This window comes from Gellertiella sp. DMC107 (assembly GCF_056313605.1).
Map to the genome: position 1 here is coordinate 416,624 of NZ_JBQUZZ010000003.1, position 18,603 is coordinate 435,226.

General features: G+C 60.5%; 12 protein-coding genes. 6 read left to right on the forward strand and 6 right to left on the reverse strand.

The genetic code is table 11. The annotated features are described in order from the left end of the window. Positions 1 to 144: 144 nt before the first annotated feature. Together ACT54B_RS12730 and ACT54B_RS12735 are read right to left on the reverse strand one after the other, a co-directional pair. Positions 145 to 2,199: an oxidoreductase gene (locus ACT54B_RS12730; RefSeq protein WP_476045323.1), complete on the reverse strand. Its 2,055-nt coding sequence runs from the start codon at positions 2,197 to 2,199 to the stop codon at positions 145 to 147. 137 nt (positions 2,200 to 2,336) lie between these two features. Continuing rightward, positions 2,337 to 2,720, reverse strand: a complete 384-nt coding sequence (locus ACT54B_RS12735; RefSeq protein WP_476045609.1) for a VOC family protein — start codon at positions 2,718 to 2,720, stop codon at positions 2,337 to 2,339. Between the two features lie 758 nt (positions 2,721 to 3,478). On the opposite strand from ACT54B_RS12735, the gene ACT54B_RS12740 reads away from it, so the two are divergent. Beyond that, positions 3,479 to 7,282 (forward strand): vitamin B12-dependent ribonucleotide reductase, encoded by a 3,804-nt coding sequence (locus ACT54B_RS12740; protein WP_476045325.1) that lies wholly within the window; start codon positions 3,479 to 3,481, stop codon positions 7,280 to 7,282. Positions 7,283 to 7,428: 146 nt separating this feature from the next. Then, on the forward strand, positions 7,429 to 7,986 hold the full coding sequence (locus ACT54B_RS12745) for a hypothetical protein (protein ID WP_476045326.1): 558 nt from the start codon (positions 7,429 to 7,431) through the stop codon (positions 7,984 to 7,986). Positions 7,987 to 8,067: 81 nt separating this feature from the next. On the opposite strand, the gene ACT54B_RS12750 is transcribed toward ACT54B_RS12745, so the two are convergent. The 3 genes from ACT54B_RS12750 to ACT54B_RS12760 form a co-directional block, all read right to left on the reverse strand. Then, complete coding sequence (locus ACT54B_RS12750; RefSeq protein ID WP_476045327.1) at positions 8,068 to 9,900, reverse strand: methyl-accepting chemotaxis protein; 1,833 nt, start codon at positions 9,898 to 9,900, stop codon at positions 8,068 to 8,070. A 96-nt stretch (positions 9,901 to 9,996) separates the two neighbouring features. After that, complete coding sequence (locus ACT54B_RS12755; protein ID WP_476045328.1) at positions 9,997 to 11,079, reverse strand: hypothetical protein; 1,083 nt, start codon at positions 11,077 to 11,079, stop codon at positions 9,997 to 9,999. Positions 11,080 to 11,185: 106 nt separating this feature from the next. Further along, entirely contained in the window at positions 11,186 to 11,608 is a 423-nt protein-coding gene (locus ACT54B_RS12760; RefSeq protein ID WP_476045330.1) for a MerR family transcriptional regulator, read from the reverse strand. A 162-nt stretch (positions 11,609 to 11,770) separates the two neighbouring features. Here ACT54B_RS12760 and ACT54B_RS12765 point away from each other — a divergent pair, with 162 nt between their 5' ends. Next, a complete protein-coding gene (locus ACT54B_RS12765) occupies positions 11,771 to 14,044 on the forward strand; it encodes a heavy metal translocating P-type ATPase (protein WP_476045332.1) in 2,274 nt (757 codons plus the stop codon). Positions 14,045 to 14,056: 12 nt separating this feature from the next. Here ACT54B_RS12765 and ACT54B_RS12770 read toward each other — a convergent pair whose 3' ends face one another. After that, a complete protein-coding gene (locus ACT54B_RS12770) occupies positions 14,057 to 15,751 on the reverse strand; it encodes a calcium-binding protein (RefSeq protein ID WP_476045334.1) in 1,695 nt (564 codons plus the stop codon). A 229-nt stretch (positions 15,752 to 15,980) separates the two neighbouring features. Between ACT54B_RS12770 and ACT54B_RS12775 the strand changes: the two genes are divergently transcribed. From ACT54B_RS12775 to ACT54B_RS12785, 3 genes are all read left to right on the forward strand, one after another. Beyond that, positions 15,981 to 17,633 carry a M20/M25/M40 family metallo-hydrolase gene (locus ACT54B_RS12775; RefSeq protein WP_476045335.1) on the forward strand — a complete coding sequence of 551 codons (1,653 nt, stop codon included), beginning with the start codon at positions 15,981 to 15,983 and terminating at the stop codon, positions 17,631 to 17,633. Positions 17,634 to 17,745: 112 nt separating this feature from the next. After that, positions 17,746 to 18,237: a histidine kinase gene (locus ACT54B_RS12780; protein WP_476045336.1), complete on the forward strand. Its 492-nt coding sequence runs from the start codon at positions 17,746 to 17,748 to the stop codon at positions 18,235 to 18,237. A 122-nt stretch (positions 18,238 to 18,359) separates the two neighbouring features. After that, positions 18,360 to 18,599 (forward strand): DUF378 domain-containing protein, encoded by a 240-nt coding sequence (locus ACT54B_RS12785; protein ID WP_476045337.1) that lies wholly within the window; start codon positions 18,360 to 18,362, stop codon positions 18,597 to 18,599. The last annotated feature ends 4 nt before the right edge of the window (positions 18,600 to 18,603 follow it).

Below are 18,603 nucleotides of genomic sequence, written 5' to 3' on the forward strand. Positions count from 1 at the left end.
CGGAGCGAAGACTGTGAAAATACGGACAAAATCCGTGAGCCTTGCTTAACAGGGTGTGCTGCCACCTGGTTTCCGAGCTCTTAAATCTTGAAATAAGACTATAATGAGCGGGGCCACGGCCGCCGAAACAGCCTCTTTCCGGCCTTAACGCGGCTGATCCCTGAGGAACGGCACCGCATCCCTGTCGACCGGCAGGTCCAGTTCACGGGCAAAGCGATGCCCCGCATGCACGGCATGAACGATCATGCCGGGCGCATGGGCATCCCCGATCGTGGTTACCGTTTCCAGTCCGGCATCGGCCCATTCGGCCTGACGGGCCTTGAGCGCTTCGAAGAGCGCGAGCTGCGGCTCCCGGCTTGCGACCAGAACGACATGATCGGCCTCCATCTCGAGAAGCCGGCCGGTCACGCCGTCGACAGCCCCAAAGAGGCCCGGGCGAATATCGGTCGCGATGGCCCGGGTGAGGATGGTGACCCCTTTTTCGACAAGCCGCGCCTCGATGAAACCCTGCTCCAGCGTATTGTGCGTCCAGTGCGACACGAGAGGCGCGGGTGTAACCAGCGTCACGGTGCAGCCCTCCCCTGCGAGCTTTTCCGCCAGCGCCGAACCGATCGCATAGTGGTCGTCATCATAGACGACCACAGTCCCCTGGAGCAGAGCACCGTCGAAAACATGTTCGGGCGTGAAGACCGAAGCGCCCTCGCCGATGGGGATGCCTCCCGGATGATGTCGCCCGCGACCGTTTTCCCGAAACCTTGCACCCGTCGCCACCGCCACGTGATTTGCGCCGAATGCCATGACGTCATCGGCCGTCATGAGGCTGGCTGGATAGGTTTCCACGTTGGAGAGTTTCTCGATCTGGCCGAGGCGATAATCCGCAACCCGTTGCCATGTACGAAGACCCGGCAGGGTGGATTCGCGCGCCACGCGACCACCGAGGACCTCCCGAGCATCGGTCAGGGCCACGTCATAGCCGCGCTTGCCGAGCTGATGGGCCGCTTCCAGACCCGCCGGTCCAGCGCCGATCACCAGCACGCGGGCGTCCCGCGTCTTCGGCGCGATCCTCTCCGGATGCCAGCCGCGCCGCCATTCCTCACCCATGGTGGGATTCTGCGTGCAGCGCAGCGGCACCGACTGCATGTCACCGGCCACGCAGATATTGCAGCCAATGCATTCGCGCAGATCTTCGGAGCGACCTTCCTCGATTTTCCGCGGAAGGAAGGGATCGGCGATGGAAGGCCGCGCGGCTCCGATGAAATCGAGCACGCCCGACCGAATCTGCTGGACCATCGCGTCCGGGGATGTAAACCGCCCTACGCCGACCACAGGCTTCGTGGTCAGCTGCTTGAGACCCCGCACGAAGGGCTCCTGGAAGCCCTCGGCGGAAAAGCGCGCGGTTCGGCTGTCGCGCGACCACGACCCCATGCAGAAATCCCAGAGATCGGGCAACTCGGCCAACAGGCCGACAATGTCTTCCATTTCCGCGCGCTCAAGACCCAATCTCAGCTGGCTTTCCTCGACGGCGATCCGCAAGGGCACGGCGCAATCCTGCCCCACCGCATCCCGGGTGTCTTCCAGAAGCTCCTTCAGGAAACGCACGCGGTTTTCCAGGGAGCCGCCATATTCATCGCTGCGATCGTTGGTGGCGCGGGAAAGAAGCTGCTGCGTCAGCGTCAATCCGTGACCGGCATAGACATAGATCAGGTCGTAGCCAGCCTTGCGCGCCCGCAGCGCCGCGTTGCGATGCCAGCGGCGGATCGCCCGAAAATCCTCCCGGTCCATGGCGCGGCTTTGCTGCGGTTCAAACCATTCGGAATTGACCGGCATGGAATTGACGCCCATGGCGGGAAGTCGCGAGGCCAGATTGGTTCGGGGGCCGTTATAGACAAGTTCAATTCCCGCAAGCGCTCCATGGCGATGAATGCCTTCCACCACGCGCTCGTGGGCAAAGATGTCCTTGTCTTCCCATATCCGTCCCTCGATGGCGGGCGAGACTTCGCTGGAGGGGTGGATTTCCACTTCCTCGGTACAGACGACCGCCCAGCCACCTTCCGCCTTCATGGCCCGCATGCCCGCAAGTGCGGAGGGTTCCCGGTGGCCCATGCCATTGCAGTGGGGCACCTGGTAAAAGCGATTGCGCGCCATCTTGGGTCCGATAGCCATCGGTTCGAACAGAATGTCGTGCCTCGGATCGCGCATCGGGGGACCTTTTGTTGTACAAATGAATAATTTCTATATTCGTACTCGCAAAGTCGTGGCTGTCAATGGCGCGCTGCGGATGAGAGGCTCAGAATTCACTTCAACCATCGCTCAGAAAGTGAATCCGGTTAGCCCCCTTATTTGTTGTAAACTATGGCCAACTTGTTGCCCGCGGGGTCCCGGACATAAGCGCTCATCCAGTTGGGGCCATAATGCGGACGCGGGCCCGGGGCGCCTTCATCCGTGCCCCCATGGGTCATTGCGGCGGCATAGAAGGCTTCCACCTCCGCATAAGTAGCGGCTTCGAAGCCAATCATCGCACCATTGCCGGCCGTTGCGCTTTCACCGTTGAAGGGTTCGCAAATCCACAAGCTGAACGTGTTGTCCGCCGCATCTGGCGTGTAGCAACGCCAACCGGGAAAGGATGTTTGGCAGGACCAGCCGATCGTCGCCAGTACCGCGTCGTAAAACTGGGTCGAGCGACCGAGATCGTTGGTTCCGAGCGTTGCATACAGTCCCATGGCCTGATTCTCCTTTGCGCCTCCAACCGGAACGAGAACATATAAAGAACAAACGACAGAAACAACCACCGGACTTTGCAGGGGACGAATTTTTTTCATCAGTCATCTCGTCACCGCCGCCACGGCTCGTTTTTCCCTCCTGTGTCAAGACCTTGCGCGTGCTTTCCCGTGTCATCTTTTTTTCACATTCCGACGTCGCAAAATGCCGGAAAATCGGTCGTAAAAGGCCTTCCCTAAGGGGACCCGGGCTGAATAGGCCGCGACAAGTATTTGATTTTTCGGCCGAAGTTTGCTTTCCCCATTTTCCACAGCTTAGAGACACAAGATGTTGTGGTTAAGAAACGACTAAGAACCAATGCTTGACGGAATCAGGTGTTTCAAAGTTAATGAGATCCATGTTGCGGCGGCGACTGGACCGGAAGTAACGAGGCCGGTTCGATACCAGACAGGACTGTTCCGACCGATATTCCCTGCGCCTCTTGACGGGCGGGGAAACGGGAGCGGCTGACCCCTTGCCAGGTTCACTCCAATCGCCCGCCCGCCGTGGGGACATGGGTAAAATTACGGAGTTGGCAAAAAATCTGTGAACACTATATTTAGTGTTTGCGAGTTAGGATCCCCACAATATACAGGGGCACATGACAGCGGCCCGCACCATCAGGGACAGCAATCCGGCTCGCGCTTTGCGGGGGTCGGAACAGGGAACTCGCGCGCCTTTTTTCTTGGGCGCCACGCATCGATAGAGGACGGAAATTCACATGCGCATCGAACGCCGTTTCACGAAACCCGGCCAGTCACCCTACGCGGAAATTCCTTTCCGCAAGGCCACGAGTGAAATCAAGAATCCCGATGGTTCGATCGTCTTCCGCCTCGCGGATATCGACGTGCCCGAGCAGTTCAGCCAAGTCGCGGCTGACATTCTCGCCCAGAAGTATTTCCGCAAGGCGGGCGTGCCTGCGCGCCTCAAGAAGGTAGAGGAAAACAGCGTTCCGTCCTGGCTGTGGCGTTCCGAAGCCGATCTGGCGGCGATGAACGGCCTTGCGAAGGAAGAGCACTACGGTTCCGAAACCGATGCCCGGCAGGTTTTCGATCGTCTGGCCGGGACCTGGACCTATTGGGGCTGGAAGGGCGGCTATTTTGCCTCTGAAGAAGACGCCCTCGCCTTCCGCGACGAACTCGCTTACATGCTTGCCACCCAGCGCGTGGCGCCGAACAGCCCGCAGTGGTTCAACACCGGTCTCCATTGGGCCTATGGCATCGATGGTCCGGGCCAGGGCCATTTCTACGTGGATCCCTTCACCGGCAAGCTCGTGAAGTCCAATTCGGCTTACGAACATCCGCAGCCGCATGCCTGCTTCATCCAGTCGGTCGAAGACGATCTCGTCAATGAAGGCGGCATCATGGATCTGTGGGTGCGGGAAGCGCGCCTCTTCAAGTATGGCTCCGGCACCGGCTCCAACTTCTCCTATCTGCGCGGGGAAGGCGAAAAGCTTTCGGGCGGCGGCCGCTCCTCCGGTCTGATGAGCTTCCTGAAGATCGGCGACCGTGCGGCGGGCGCCATCAAGTCGGGCGGCACGACGCGGCGTGCGGCCAAGATGGTCGTGGTCGACATCGATCACCCCGATATCGAGGAATATATCAACTGGAAGGTGAAGGAGGAGCAGAAGGTTGCCGCCCTCGTCACCGGGTCCAAGGTCGTCGCCAAGCATCTGAAGGCCATCATGAAGGCCTGCGTAAACTGCGAGGCCGACAATGACGATTGTTTCGAGCCGGCGAAGAACCCGGCACTGAAGCGCGAGATCCGCGCGGCCAAGAAGGATCAGGTGCCGGAAAACTACATCCAGCGCGTGATCCAGTTCGCCCGTCAGGGCTACAAGTCCATGGAATTCAAGACCTATGATACGGACTGGGATTCGGAAGCCTATCTGACCGTTTCCGGCCAGAACTCCAACAACTCGGTTTCGATCAAGGACGACTTCCTGCGCGCCGTCGAGACGGATGGCGACTGGCACCTGACCGCCCGCAAGGACGGCAAGGTCATGAAGACGCTGAAGGCGCGCGATCTCTGGGAAAGCATTTCCTACGCCGCTTGGGCATCTGCCGATCCGGGCCTGCATTTCAACACGACGATGAACGACTGGCACACCTGCCCGGCGGCCGGCCCGATCCGCGCCTCCAATCCGTGCTCGGAATACATGTTCCTCGACGATACGGCCTGCAACCTTGCCTCGCTGAACCTGCTGCAGTTCAAGGATGCCGCCACCAAGCGGATCAATATCGGCGATTACGAGCATGCCGTCCGCCTCTGGACCATCGTTCTCGAAATCTCGGTCATGATGGCGCAGTTCCCGTCGAAGCAGATCGCGGAACTCTCCTATCAGTACCGCACGCTTGGCCTCGGCTACGCCAATATCGGCGGCCTGCTGATGTCCTCGGGTATTCCGTATGACTCGACGGAAGGCCGCGCCATCGGCGGCGCGCTGACGGCGATCATGACCGGCATTTCCTATGCCACCTCCGCGGAAATGGCCGCCAAGCTCGGCACCTTCCCGAAGTTCAAGCCGAACCGCGACCACATGCTGCGGGTCATCCGCAACCATCGCCTCGCCGCCCATGGCCAGGCAACGGGCTATGAGGGTCTCGCGGTCAATCCTGTGCCGCTGGCGCATGGCGACTGCCCGGACCAGGACCTGATCGCACATGCTACGGCGGCCTGGGACAAGGCGCTGGAACTCGGCGAGAAGCACGGCTATCGCAATGCCCAGACGACCGTGATCGCCCCGACCGGCACGATCGGCCTCGTCATGGACTGCGATACGACCGGCATCGAACCGGATTTCGCTCTGGTGAAGTTCAAGAAGCTCGCCGGTGGCGGCTACTTCAAGATCATCAACCGCGCCGTGCCGGAAGCGCTGCGCACGCTCGGCTATTCGGAAAGCCAGATCGCCGAGATCGAGGCCTATGCGGTCGGTCACGGCAATCTCAACCAGGCGCCCGGCGTAAACCCGTCGACGCTCGCTGCCCGCGGCTTCACCGCGGAGAAGATCGAAGCCGTCAACGGTGCGCTCAAGAGCGCCTTCGACATCAAGTTCGTCTTCAACCAGTGGACGCTCGGCGCCGACTTCCTGAAGGACGTGCTCAAGGTGTCCGACGAGCAGCTGTCCCAGATGGACTTCAACCTGCTCGATCATCTGGGCTTTACCCGCAAGGACATCGAGGCCGCGAACATCCATGTCTGCGGGGCGATGACGCTGGAAGGTGCGCCTTATCTGAAGAACGAGCATCTCGCCGTCTTCGATTGCGCCAATCCCTGCGGCAAGATCGGCAAGCGCTATCTGTCGGTGGAAAGCCACATCCGCATGATGGCGGCTGCCCAGCCCTTCATCTCGGGTGCGATCTCCAAGACGATCAACATGCCGAACGATGCGACGGTGGACGACTGCAAGAGCGCCTACATGCTCTCCTGGAAGCTCGGCCTCAAGGCCAACGCGCTCTACCGTGACGGCTCCAAGCTCTCGCAGCCGCTCAATGCCTCGCTGATCGAGGACGAGGACGACGAGGATATGATGGAGGAATTCCTCCAGCAGCCGGTGGCCGCCCAAGCCGTCACCGTCACGGAGAAGATCGTCGAGCGTGTGATCGAAAAGGTGGTGCATGGCCGCGACAAGCTGCCGAACCGCCGTCAGGGCTATACCCAGAAGGCCGTCGTCGGCGGTCACAAGGTTTACCTGCGCACCGGCGAATTCGGCGATGGCCGCCTCGGCGAAATCTTCATCGACATGCACAAGGAAGGTGCTGCCTTCCGTGCGATGATGAACAACTTCGCCATCGCGATCTCGCTCGGCCTGCAATATGGCGTGCCGCTGGAAGAATATGTGGAGGCCTTCACCTTCACCAAGTTCGAACCGGCCGGCATGGTGCAGGGCAATGATGCGATCAAGAACGCGACGTCGATCCTCGACTACGTGTTCCGCGAACTGGCCGTCTCCTATCTCGGCCGTCACGATCTCGCCCATGTCGATACGTCGGATTTCGGCAATACGGCGCTCGGCAAGGGCATCCAGGAAGGCAAGACCAACCTGGTCTCGACCGGCTGGACCCGCGGCCACAAGCCGACCCTCGTCTCCGGCCACATGCCGATGGGTGAGGCCAAGGGCTCGGCAACGGGCGCGCCTGCAAAGTCTTCGAGCAGCGGCAACGTAACGGCCTTCGCCGGCTCGGCCGCCCGCAAGCTCGAAACGACCGTGGCCATCTCCACCTCGGAAGTGGTCTCCTTCAAGCGGGACTACGAAGAGCGCGCCGCGGAACTGGCGGAAGAAATCGCCGAGGAAGTCGCGACCGAAGAGCAGCAGTCCACCACCGCCCTCTTCTCCGACAAGGCCGCCGCTGACGCCGCATCGGCCAAGGCGGAGGCCAAGAAGGTGGAAGCCGAACGCCGCGCCCGCTCCATCATGCAGGGCTACACCGGCAATATGTGCTCGGAGTGCCAGAACTTCACGATGGTCCGCAACGGCACCTGCGAAAAGTGCGACACCTGCGGCGCGACGAGCGGCTGCAGCTGATAAGATTTTACTAACTGACTCCCTGAGAACACGACAAAGGCCCAGGCAAAAGCTTGGGCCTTTTTACTTTCTCTTATATGTTACCAATCTAAATAATGCCTTCATATTCAAAATGTATAAAAATCTCAAATTTTCAGGATAAAAATATGATTCAGCTCTTTCAGGCTCAAGACAAGACGTTGTTCAACGATTTCAAGATGAGCGTACGTCGGGAGATCGTTAGTCGAATTAGCGTCCTGCCCGAATCTTACCTCCTGATCGAAAACAGATCTGCGACCCTATATTCATTTATTGACGATTTTAGATTGGTACCCATTAAATTGCTGGATGGCCATAGCATCGACATACAAGAAATCGGCGAACAGTATAAAAACAATTCATGCACCATATTTTTCACATTGCCATTTGAAGGCAGCAAGATTTTATGGACAATGGAAACACATGAATGCGAGCAAGAACTTTACGTTGAATCTATTGGACCGAATTCGATCATAATTAAAATAACACTTGAAAGTCTGGATAAAGATGCCGCCAGACACACTTTAGACCAGACGCGCAAGAAAATAGAGCGAAACCTCCAAATTCAATCTCAAATTGTATTATCGCACAACAGAGATATTGCTTTGTTCATAAACGAACAGATCCTCAAGAGGGCAGCGAAATATGATGAGATGCGCCAGCTGAGATTTGCCCTGAGGCCGTAACCGCTTGCCGGAGTCAACAGCTTGAGCATTGGTGTTGCCACCGCACGCCTTGCAGGACACTGGCCCTCAGACTGGCAGCAGTCAGGCGGCTCGGCCGCGGCGGGAGGTCCCGTCCTGAGGGTGGTACGCGCCCGAGGGGTAGAGTTTGAACTGGGCGACGAGATCGCGCAGCCGTGAAGCCTCCTGCGAGAGGGCTGCAGAAGCGGCTGTCGTCTGCTCCACCATGGCGGCATTTTGTTGGGTGGTTCGGTCCATGGCATTCACCGCCTGGTTCACCTCGCCCATGCCCATGGATTGCTCGCGCGCCGACGTGGCGATCGCCTCCATATGATCGTTGATCCCGGCAATATGTTCGCCGATGGATTTCAGAGCGAGACCGGTTTCGCGCACGAGGGTTACACCGCCTGCCACCTCGGTCGAAGAATTATGGATCAAACCCTTGATTTCCTTCGCTGCCTGGGCGGAACGCTGCGCAAGCTCGCGCACTTCCTGAGCCACGACGGCAAATCCTTTTCCGGCCTCGCCTGCACGGGCGGCCTCGACGCCGGCGTTGAGGGCCAGAAGATTGGTCTGGAATGCAATCTCATCGATCACGCCAAGAATGTTTGTGATTTGCTGGGACGCGGCCTCGATGCGCTGCATCGCCTCCTCGGCACGGGAAACCACCCCCACGGATCGCGACGCGCCGGAATTCGCATCCGTTGCCGCTGCCCTCGCCTCATCGGTGCGTCGGCTGGACTTGCTGATGTTATCGGTAATGGCGTCGAGTGAAGATACGGTCTGCTCAAGGGACGCCGCCTGTTGCTCGGTCCGGGCAGCGAGATCGAGCGTGCCTGCAGATATTTCGCGCACACCGTCGTCAATCGCGGCAATACCGAGGGAAATGGCGGAGAGTGTGTCCCCCAGCTGCTTTACCGATGAATTGAAATCATGGCGCAACGCCTCGAATTCAGGCGCAAAAGCCTCTTCCAACTGGAAGGCGAGGTCGGCGGACGCCAATCGCTGAAGGCCCTTTGCGAGGCCAGCCGTTGCGACCCGGAGGCGTTCGGCGGCTTCCTGCTCTGCTTTTTCCTGCGCCGCCAGGCGCGTGAGATGGGCCTCTTCACGCTGCCGCTCGGCCTGTTCTTCCAGGGTGCGCTTGGCGATAGCCGCCTGTCTGAAGATCTCGACAGAAGAAGCCATGGCCCCGATTTCATCGGTCCGACCCTTGCCGGCACACATAATGGCGGTATTTCCATTGGCCAATTGCGTCATATCGGCCGTCAGAGACAGAATGGGCTGCGTTACGTTACGACGCACGAGGATTTCCAGGGAGAGCGAGAACAGCGCCGCGACGCCGAAGAGCCCGATCAGCAAGCGGTTGATGGTGGACTGAACAGCGCCGTTTTCCTGAACCGTTCCGGCGGAAACAAGGCTGATCTGGTCTCCGGCGTGCTCCATTGCCGTTTCCAGATTGGAGAACTGGGCCAGGAAATCCGGCAGAGCCTTCACGGCTTCCGCCTGGTTTTTCCCGGCCAGCGAGACCATGGCCGAGGCGCTGTCGATGTAGGTTTTCAAGGGAGCATCGAGATCGCCGAGCACCTTTTGGGTAATGGGGTCTGCGGCAAGCTTCTGGTTCGCTGCCACCATATCCATGAAGGACTGGCGATGCTCGTCGAGATCGGCCTGAACCGTATCACCCGAGATGCCGTTTGCCGGATCGGCCGCCAATATGGCGGCCAGCACGTCGGCTCTCAGCGCGTCATGCATCATGTCGGCCTGCATGTGGTTCCTGAGGATTTCAGAGGATCGGCTGACATGATCGCCGTTCCGAACGAGCGCATCGACCGACCAGAGGCCCACTCCCGTAATGCCAGCCGAGAGGAGAAATATGGCTACGCTCGCACCGGTGACTTTTCTCTGGATAGAAGCCATGGGGTCTGTTCCTCGTCCAAACGTAGAGAGGATTTTAGCCCAACATGCTTAATGAACGCTCAAGGAATCAGTGCGCCTTTTACAGCCCCCTCCAGGCTAGTTCCCCTTCGCGGCTCCCTCCTCGGTCGAAGCGGGCTTCCGGTGCGGCTGGAATGGATCGGCAAGCGCAGCCTCCGGGCGACTGACGGGATATTTGGTCCGCGAGATCCGCGCCGCAAGCTCCTTTGGTCCTTCCCGCTCCAGCAGGGCACGGAAGGTGGGGTGCATGCCGCCGTCCATATAGGACAAGGCCATGGACTGGCTGGAGGAGGACAAGGCAGCCTCGACCTTCTGGCGCTCGCGCTCCAGACCCGCCTGCAGGGACGGATCGACCAGACTCTGCCCGGGCGGGCAGGCCGCCAACGGGTCCTGGGGCTCGCCGCCCGGATAGGTCATGTTGAACATGTAGCGGCCGCCGCAAACCGACACACGGGGCGGCTGGCGGGTCAAGGCGAAGCTGTCATAGCCTTCCTTCAGCGTGCGCCAGAAGGGCAAATTCTCATCCGTCTTGTAGCGCGCCAGATTTTCCGCAGTCATCCGGAACGGGTATGCCTGCACCTGAAATGCCGCCTGACCGGACGAGAGCGCCTTGGCAACCACGGCATAGATTTCACCGATGCCCTGATCCGTGACCGCGTAGCAGCCGGACGACGAGCAGGCGCCGTGAACCATCAAGGCCTCACCCGAATAGCCGCGCGCGGCCTCCAGCCGGTTGGGATAGCCGAGATTGAACGACAGGAAATAACGCGACTTCGGGTTCAGCATCCCGGCCGAGACCTGGTAAAACCCTTCCGGCGCCTGGCGGTCGCCGCTTTTCTTCTTCGGACCGAGTTTGCCGGACCAACGGCACATGGGATAGGTCTTCAGCAGCGCATATCGCCCCGTCCGGTCCATCTTCCAGATTTCCAGTTCGCTTTCCTGCTTGAAGATTCGCACAAGGACTGGGCTTTCCGCCTTCATGCCCTTTCTCGACATGTCGGCCAGCAGTTTCTGCGGAATCGGGGGAACCGCGTTGGCGAGATCATCGAGCCCCATATTGCCGACGCATCCCGACAGGAGTGCCGCAACAGCCGCAACGGAAAGCACCTTGGCGCGAAACCTGCGAAGGCCGGTGAAAAGAGGAAGGGAACAAGGGGTCATCTTCGGGATTGCCATCTTCGTCGGTTCTTCGCGCTGCCGGGGGTGCCGGGCGCGTGTGGGGTCAGGGTCTCTTCAGGCTTGCCGGCCCCGTCGGGGGCAGACATTGTCAGTGATGGTCGCAAAGGCACTTGCCGTGATCCGCAAGCACCTCGATCACCCGGCATTCGGCCACATGGCCGTGACTGCAGCCTTTCACCATCAGCTCCAGTTCCGCTTTCAGGGCCAGAAGGCTTCTGATCCTCTGGTTCACATCTGCCAACCGGGCCTGGGCAATGGCGTCGGCTTCGGAACAGGAGCGATCCGGCGTATCCTGGAGATCCAGAAGGGTGCGTATGGCCTCGACTTCGAAGCCAAGTTCCCTTGCATGGCGAATGAAGGTCAGACGCCGGAGATCGCTGTCTTCGAAGACGCGCCGGTTGCCCTGATCTCGCCGCGGTGCAGCCAGTAGGCCAATCTGTTCGTAATAGCGAATGGTCGGTACCTTGACCCCGCTCCGCCGAGCGGCATCCTTGATCGAAATGGCAGCCATGCATCCCCTCCTCGGCGGCCTGTGGTGCAATGCCCTGCTTTCTCCGGGCGCGGTTGCAGATACCACCCGAAAAAATCTGCCCGTACCGGCAAAAAAGGCCTTGCTCCTCTAGTGACTAGAGGATGTACCCCATGATCATGGCAAGATTCAGGAGCGAATATCATGGCGGATGACTGGTCGAAAAAGCGTTATCGCATCGAGGGCATGGATTGCGGAAGCTGCGCGGCGAAGATCGATACGGCGGTGCGCAGGCTGCCGGGCGTGGCCGATGTGGCGGTCTCGGCCACGGCGGGCACCATGACCGTGCATTACAGGAATGACGAGACGCTCTCCAGCGTGGAAAAGGCCGTGCAGGACTTGGGCTATGGCGTGCACGCCCGGGACAACGGTCAGCCTTTAAAAACCGAGATGAAGCATGAAGGCCACGATCATGATCACCAGCACGGTGAAACCTGCACGCATGATCACGGCGAGCCGGACCATGTCCATACCGCGAAGGCCGAGACGCAAAGCGCTGATACCGCCGGCCTCCACGGGCATGACCACGGTCCGCAGGAGGGCCCATGGTGGAAATCCGGCAAAGCGCGGCTGACCATTGCCAGCGGCCTTGCTCTCGCCCTCGCCTATGGGCTCGGCCATCTCTTCCCCCCGATCGATGCCTATGCCTTCACCGTGGCCATGCTGGTCGGCCTTCTCCCCATCGCACGCCGGGCGCTTTCCGCTGCCCGCGCCGGCATTCCTTTCACCATCGAAACCCTGATGACCATTGCCGCAATCGGCGCGGTGATGATTCAGGCCAGTGAAGAGGCTGCGGCGGTCGTTTTCCTTTTCCTCGTCGGCGAATTGCTGGAAGGGATCGCGGCGGGTCGGGCCCGTGCCAGCATTCAGGCATTGACCGAGCTGGTGCCGAAAACCGCTCTTCTGGAAAAGGACGGCCGCACACAGGAAGTGCCTGCCGAGCTTCTGACGGTGGGCGCGGTGATCGTCGTGCGCCCCGGCGACCGCATTCCTGCGGACGGCACGATCGTGGAGGGCGGAAGCGCCATCAACGAAGCGCCCGTGACAGGGGAAAGCACGCCTCTGCATAAGGAAGCCGGCGATGCGGTATTCGCCGGCACCATCAATGGCGAAGCTGTGCTGCGCATTCGCGTGACGGCCGCCGCTGCGGACAACACCATTGCCCGGGTGGTCAAGCTCGTCGAGGAAGCGCAGGAAGCCAAGAGCCCGACCGAAAGGTTCATCGACCGGTTCTCGCGGTATTATACGCCGGGTGTCCTGCTGGTCGGCGCGCTCGTTGCCATCCTCCCCCCGCTTCTCGCGGGCGCCTCCTGGAGTGAATGGATTTACAAGGGTCTGGCCGTTCTCCTCATCGGGTGCCCCTGCGCCCTTGTGATCTCGACGCCTGCGGCCATCGCTGCCTCCCTGTCTGCCGGCGCGCGCCGGGGCCTGCTTTTGAAGGGTGGAGCGGTTCTCGAGGGTTTTCGCCAGATCAATGCGATCGCGCTCGACAAGACGGGAACGCTGACGGAGGGCAAGCCCGCAGTGACCGACATCGTTGCCGAGACGTGCCCGGAAAAGGACATTCTCCGGCTGGCAGCTGCCCTTGAGGCAGGCTCCAGCCATCCGCTGGCGGTTGCCATTCTGGCAAAGGCGGCGGAGCAGCAGCTTGCCATGGCCGTTGCAACCGGTTCGCGGGCCATCGGCGGCAAAGGGGTGCGCGCCGAGGTGGAGGGAAAAAGCCTGTTTCTCGGCTCCCCGCAGGCGGCGGGAGAGCTCGCCTTGCTGTCCGATAGCCTGTCCGAACGGATCCGTGCACTGAATGACGAAGGCAAGACCGTCTCCGTATTGCTCATCGGCGATCAGGTGGCCGGCGCCCTCGCCATGCGCGATGAGCCACGTGCGGACGCGAAGCAGGGTTTGGACGCCCTGAAGGCGCTCGGTATTCGCACCGTCATGTTGACGGGCGACAATCGTAGAACGGCAACGGCCATCGGCCAGCAGCTCGGGATGGACGATGTGCGGGCTCAACTGCTGCCCGAGGACAAGCAGCGGATCGTCGGCGAATTGAAGCGCCGGGGGCTGACGGTGGCGAAGGTCGGCGACGGTATAAACGATGCTCCGGCGCTTGCGGCAGCAGATATCGGCATCGCCATGGGAGGCGGAACGGATGTGGCGCTCGAAACGGCCGATGCGGCGGTACTGCATGGACGGGTGCTGGATATAGCGCGCATGGTTGAGCTTTCTCGGGCGACGATGCGCAACATCTTCCAGAACATCACGATTGCGCTCGGGTTGAAGGCCGTGTTTCTTGTCACAACAATCCTCGGCGTCACGGGTCTGTGGCCGGCGATCCTCGCCGATACCGGCGCGACCGTGCTGGTGACCTTCAATGCGCTCCGTCTCCTCTCTCCCCGTTTCTCGGATACGGGGCGGTGAGAGGTTCCGGCGTCAGAACAGAAACATATCTCCGGTGAGCGCGCCATGGAACTCGGCAATGAGTTTTGCCTTGTGATCGACGATCTCGACCACCAGCCAGTCATTGTCGGTTCCAAAATAGCTGTCTATCGCACCCGATTTGCTGGTTGCCACGCCGGTTGCAGAGAGACTGGTCCATAGGGCCCGGACATCGTCCGAAACGAGGTAACGTCCATTCGGCAGGGCCCAGCCGCCGGTCAGGTTCAGAGTTCCGCTGGCTATCTTCGCATCGATACCGAGGCCCGTGAGATCAACGCGATCACCGGCACCGATATCGGTAAACCAGAGGTCGGCCACGCCCTTGCCACTTGAGGTAAAGACGAAGCGATCATTGCCGCCGCCGCCGGTGAAGGCAATGTCGACGGGCACGCTGCCGGTATACTGGACCGCTATCGTGTTGGCCAATGCGTTGCCGGAAAGGACAAGGTTATGTCCGGCCGCATCCGCGATCTGGCCCGGCGAGGAAAAGACGAAGGAGGCTGCACCGACCCCGTTTCCAAGGACGACCTTCTCGATATGGTCGATCTGATAGGATCCTCCACCCGCAACCTGAATCGTATCCACGCCATTGCGCGCCAGCTCGACGACACGGTCTCCGGTGCCTTCGACGACGTAGACGTCATTGCCGGCACCGCCCTGCATCAGGTCCTTGCCTGCGCCGCCGACCAGCAGATCGTCCCCTGCCCCACCGGTCAGGGTGTCGTCGCCCGCCTCTCCGAAGATTGCCTTGTTGGTGCGCGGCAGGATGACGCCCGTCGCGCCGAGGGCGTCCCGGCCCGTCAACACATCGCCCCCGGCGGTGCCTGCCGTCAGGGTGTGCAATGTGCCCTTGTAGCCGTAGGCCTTGGCAACCTCGGCCAGAAGAACCGCCGCTTCGACGGGGAAACGCTCCGCCGAGGGGATTCCATAGGATAGATCCCGTGCCAGCATCGTCTTGTAGACATCCTTGCCCGTCTGATCCCTGCCGTTGAACAGAAAATGCAGATTGCGAACGACATCGTGCATGGTGTGCACTTTCGCCACGATGCCGAGCCGGTCGGATTCGTCGATCCGCCGTGCCTCGTTCTGGTTCTTGTGATTGTAGCGGATCTCATACCAGAGAGCGCCCCGAAGATCGTTGCGAATGGCGTAGCGTACGCCGTTTCCGACCAGGGCCGGGGCATTGTAGAACATGGAGAGCAGGACCGCGCGTTCCACGCTGTCAGCCATCGCGGCGTCCGCGCCAAGCGCCTTCGTCAGCCGCGCATCGATGCTCGAGGCAAGGATGTGGTTCGCACCCAGAAGCATTTCCCCCAGCAATTTCTGCTGTTGGGTCAATGAAAGGCGAATGCTTTGCAAGGCGGCCTGATCCGCCGCGGTTCCGGCGTTCCCGGAAAGAATGGCGCGAAAGCTCAAGGCATCGAAGGCACCGGCCTTGTAGCGTTCGATCAGCCGCATGCCCTGCTGCTGAAGCGCGCTCAGCCCGCCGAGCGCATAGGTCAGCAAGCCTTTCACTTCCGTGAAGGTGAAGGCATCGATATTGAAACCATAGCCGATGGTGGGGTGCGGATCGTAGGGGGCGTTGACGTAAAATCCGGCGCTCGAACCCTCATAGCGGCCGATCAGACCGGTCAGATAGGTTCGGTAGTTTTCAGCCGAAGAGAAACCGGTCAAGCGGGAAAGCGCCATCCTCGTCATTCCATGCGTTGCGTTGACGATGATCCTAGCGCCCAATCGCCAATGTTCGGTTTAGACGAGGGTGTGCATTTGCCCAATCCAGCCATCGGGATCGACAGAAAGCCGCATCGGATAGAAGCAATTTTGCCATTTCGTCTGGCGACCTGCAGCGCTAGGTTCACTCCCGAACGCAGGCTCCCGCCGAGGAGCCCCCACCCATCTGCCTATTCCGGGAGTGACCATGACCGCTTTTCCCTTCAATCCTTCGGGTCGCTGCCGCGAGATAACCCTCACGCTCACCCGGTGGCTGAGCGAAACGGGGACGGAAGGCGAGCGAAGCTTCGGACCCCGCCTGCACGCCATGCTGTCCGATTGGCCGTGCTTCCGGGATCACCCTGAAAATCTCCGATTGCTGCCCAGTCACGATGGAACGATGAATCTGGCGGCACTGCTCCGCGGACGGCCGGGAACCCGGCGCACGCTGGCCTTTGCGGGGCACTACGACACGGTACCTGTCGCCAATTACCGCGACCTCGCCCCTCTGGCCACCGAACCGGAGCCGCTTCTGGAGGCCTTGCTGGCCGATCTTCGTTCAAGGCCTCTTTCTCCCCAGGAAGAAAAAGCGCTCGCCGACCTGGAAAGCGGAGACTTTCTCCCCGGCCGTGGCCTGCTGGACATGAAATCCGGGCTGGCAGCCGGTCTTGCCGTGCTGGAACATCTGGCGGCGCTGCCCGATTTTCCGTGCAATATCCTGTTTCTCACCACGCCCGACGAAGAACGCAATTCCCGCGGCATGCGATCGATGCGCGATTCCCTGCCCGGGCTCGCCCGCGAATGGGGGTTGGACATCGTCGGCGGGATCAATCTGGATTCGACCAGCGATCAGGGTGACGGATCGGAAGGCAGGGCGATCTATCGTGGAACCATCGGCAAGCTGCTGCCCTTCGCCTATGTGATCGGCCAACCCTCCCATGCCAGCTATCCGTTCGAGGGTGTCAGCGCCCACCTGATTGCCGCCGAGATCCTGCGGCGCATCGAGGCCAATCCCGCGCTGTCGGATACGGGCGATGGAGAAATCTCCCCGCCACCGATCTGTCTGGAAGGCAAGGATTTTCGCGGCGGATATGATGTCACGACGCCCGATGCCGTCTGGCTCGGCTTCAACTGGCTGTTTCACAGCTGGAACCAGCAACATTTGTTCGAACGCTTCAACGGCATCGTCAAGGAAGCGCTGGAATGGGCAACCGCCACGCTGGCCGGCCACGCCGAGGCCTTCCGGGCGCTTTCGGGCGGGGAAAGAGCCCTCATCGATGACGGGTTCGTCGTGACCTTTGCCGAGTTGAAGGCACGGGCTTTGGCCGAAGGCGGCGAAGACGCCGCGCAGCGTTTTGCGGAAAAGGCGAAGGGGCTCGCCGCGCTTGGAAACCCGCTGGAGACGAGCCGCCAGCTGACCGCTTACCTGATCGCCGAGGCAAAGCTCTCCGGCCCGGCGGTGGTTACCGGTATTGCGGGACTACACTACCCTCCGACAAAACCGGATCCCGCCCTGCCCTCAACGGCGGCCTTCGAGACGGCCATCGAAGGCGCCCGTCAGGACATGGCGCGCGACGGAACGGCCATCCGGTATCGCAGCATTTTTACCGGTATCTCGGACATGAGCTTTTTCGGTCATCGTCCGGAAGCGGGTTCCGTCGCGGTGGTTGCCGAAAACACCGCAGATCCGGCCATGATCGACGAGCCGCCCGCCGATGCGCTTCGCTTTCCGGTGGTGAATATCGGGCCCTGGGGTCGGGAATATCATCAGCGTCTGGAGCGGGCCTACGCACCCTACGCATTCCACGATCTTCCGATTTTCCTCTACCGGATCGCCCAGCGGTTGATTATGGCCCAATAATAAGCGAAGCGATGTGTGGTTGATTTATTTCAATTTCGAAAATCACGGGATATTGTGCCGCCGGCCGGCGATGCCAGCCACGATATTCCATACCGTTGAAAGGGTCACACCTATGAAGAAAGCCCTCCTTGCCGCGCTGGTTCTCGCACTTGCGCCGGTAGCCTCCCATGCTGCTACGCTGAACTTCCCGAGCGACGAGCCGGTGGCTTCCATCACCATCCCGGACGACTGGAAGCCGGAAGAGACCGAAAGCGGCATTCAGGCACAGTCTCCCGACGATGCCATCTACATGTCTATCGATGTTGCCGGCGGCGAAGACGTCAACAAGGCAATCGACGACATTTTTGCATTCCTGAAGGACCATGGCGTGACCGTCGATCCGGCTACCCAGAAGGTGACCGACGCCACCGTCAACGGCATGAGCGTCAAGAACTTCGAATGGTCCGGCAAGGACGAGTCCGGTGATGTATCGATCGCCGTTGCTCTGGTTCAGCCGAACCCGGAAAAGCTGCTGCTGCTCACCTACTGGGGCACCCAGGGCGAGCAGGACAAATATGGCGAAACCATCGTCGGCATCCTGTCTTCGCTGAAGCCGGCTGAATAAGCAGGCCTGATCGACAAACGAACCCCGCCGGAAACGGCGGGGTTTTTTGTTGGCTAAGGATCGGAACAACGGCCGCTTGTGCGGTGTTCTCCAGCTGCAACCACCGCAGAGGAGATCAAGACATGCGCGGCCTCAATATCATCACGCTTCTTCTCGTCATCATCGGCGGCCTCAACTGGCTGCTGGTCGGACTGGCAGATTTCGACCTTGTCGCCTCCCTGGCCGGAGGACAGGACAAGCCGCTTGCAACGCTTATCTACGTGGCTGTCGGCGTTTCCGCCCTCTGGCAGCTTGTGCCATTCTTCAAGTCGATGTCGATCGGCGAAGAACTGGCCGAAGCCGGTACCCGCCGCACCTACTAAGCCG